Source organism: Mesorhizobium sp. P5_C1 (assembly GCF_054049815.1).
Map to the genome: position 1 here is coordinate 1 of NZ_JBFULQ010000782.1, position 1,977 is coordinate 1,977.

Below are 1,977 nucleotides of genomic sequence, written 5' to 3' on the forward strand. Positions count from 1 at the left end.
GTACAATGAGAAGCTGCCCTGCACCGGCGAAGAAATCGACGCCATGGACTGGAACACGTTCGAGCATGTTGGCGAATTCTTCCAGCGCAAGAAGGGCGACAAGCTCGCCGGCCAGGTGCTGGATGACGATTTCTACGGCATTGCCTATCAGGCAGGCAAAGGCTACGACTTCTCGACGAGCTCGGTCCACACGTTCGTCTGGGAGCATGGCGGCGGCATCTGGGATGAAACCAAGGCCCCGACCGGACATGCCGAAGGCGTCGTAAACTCCCCGAAGTCCATCGAGGGCATGGAGCATTTCCTCAAATTGCTGAAGTACATGCCGCCGGTGGTCAAGACCGGCACCATGGACATCTTCGTCTCGGACCAGTTGTTCCGTGAAGGCAAGGTGGCCATGAACATCGACTGGATCGGTCTCGGCGAAGCCTCGCTCGATCCCAAGACGTCGAAGGTTGCCGACAAGCTGGTGTTCGGATTGGCGCCAGGCCTGCGCGGCCCCGACGGAAAGGTGAATCGTACGTCACAGATCGGCGGACAGCCTTTCGTTCTCACCACCTGGACGACGCCTGAGCAAATCAAGGAAGCGGTGGGCTTCGTGAAGTGGTGGCTCTCGCCCGATATCCAGCACCAGTTCGCCGCCGCCGGCGGCCAGTCCGCGATCAAGTCGGTCTACAGCGATCCGAAATACGTGACCTATCGTCCGTGGGACCGCGCCTGGGCGAACTCGCTCGACTGGCAGAAGGACATGTGGCACGTGCCGCAGTTCTTCGAACTGCTCACCCAGCAGCAGGATCAGTACGACCTAGCCATCACTGGCAAGCAGGACGCCAAGACCACCCTGGATAACATCGCCAAGTTCCAGGAGGACCTCCTGAAGAACGCTGGCCTTATCCAGTAACCTTCCAACATAGCTGCGGGGAGCGGGCAAAAGCCGCTCCCCATCATTGCCACGTCAGGCGCTCCATATTTCGGACTCTCATGACCGCTGTTTCAAGCACGCTGCTGACACCACGCCTTACCGCGGTTGTTGCCCACAACTGGAAACTCGCCATCGCTGTCGCTGTCGTCGTGTCGGCCATATCAATGGCGGGCTTGCCGGCGGCTGTCTCCTTCTGGGTGGTGGGCGCCGCGGCGGCGTTGGTCGCGGCCGCATTTACCGTCAACGCGTATCGCCGCCACTACTTCGGCGCCCTGCTGGTCGCTCCGGCAATCGCCGTTCTGTTTGTGATGAATATCTTCCCCCTACTGTGGTCGCTGGGCCTTTCGTTCTTCGCCTACCAGGCAAACCAGCAGACGATCCGCTTCGTCGGACTCGGGAACTACGTCCGGATCCTTACCAACGATCTCGCTGCTCACGCGACTTGGGGCGCGCTGATCAATACCGCCATGTTCGTCGTGTTCACCGTCTCCGCGCAGATGATCGTCGGCTTTCTGCTGGCCATCCTGTTCGCCAAGCAATTTCCGCTGCGCAAGTATTTGTTGATCCTGGTGCTGACACCGATGATGCTTTCGGTTGTCGCCTCTGGCGTGTTCTTCACCTACTACTATGACCCGACATTCGGGATTCTCAGCTACGTCATCAATTCCATCTCCGGCAACCAGTTCATCCTGATGAGCAACAAAGTCGGTGCCGTGGCGGGAATCGTTTTCGCCGACGCATGGATGTGGTCGCCCTTCGTCATGCTCCTTGTGCTGGCGGGCCTCGTCTCGGTGCCGAAATACCTTTACGAGGCCGCTGCCATCGACCGTATTTCCAGCTGGCGGCAATTCTGGATGATCACCTTCCCCTACATCCGCGGCCTTCTGATGTTGGCCCTTCTCTTCCGCACCATCGAGGCATTCAAGCTGGCGGATCTCGTCATCCTCCTCACCAAGGGCGGCAACGACACACTGACGATCTCCTATCACTTGATCCGCATCGCCAACGAGCAGAACAAGACGAGTGAGGGCGCGGCGATCTCCTATCTGATGCTGTTC

General features: G+C 59.1%; 2 protein-coding genes. Both read left to right on the forward strand.

What is annotated here, in order from left to right; translation table 11 throughout:
- The coding region (locus ACXJ7R_RS31215; RefSeq protein ID WP_457155171.1) for an extracellular solute-binding protein at nucleotides 1-898 on the forward strand (898 nt) is incomplete at its 5' end.
- Between the two features lie 80 nt (nucleotides 899-978).
- A partial coding sequence (locus ACXJ7R_RS31220) for a carbohydrate ABC transporter permease (protein WP_457155172.1) occupies nucleotides 979-1,977 on the forward strand: 999 nt, incomplete at its 3' end.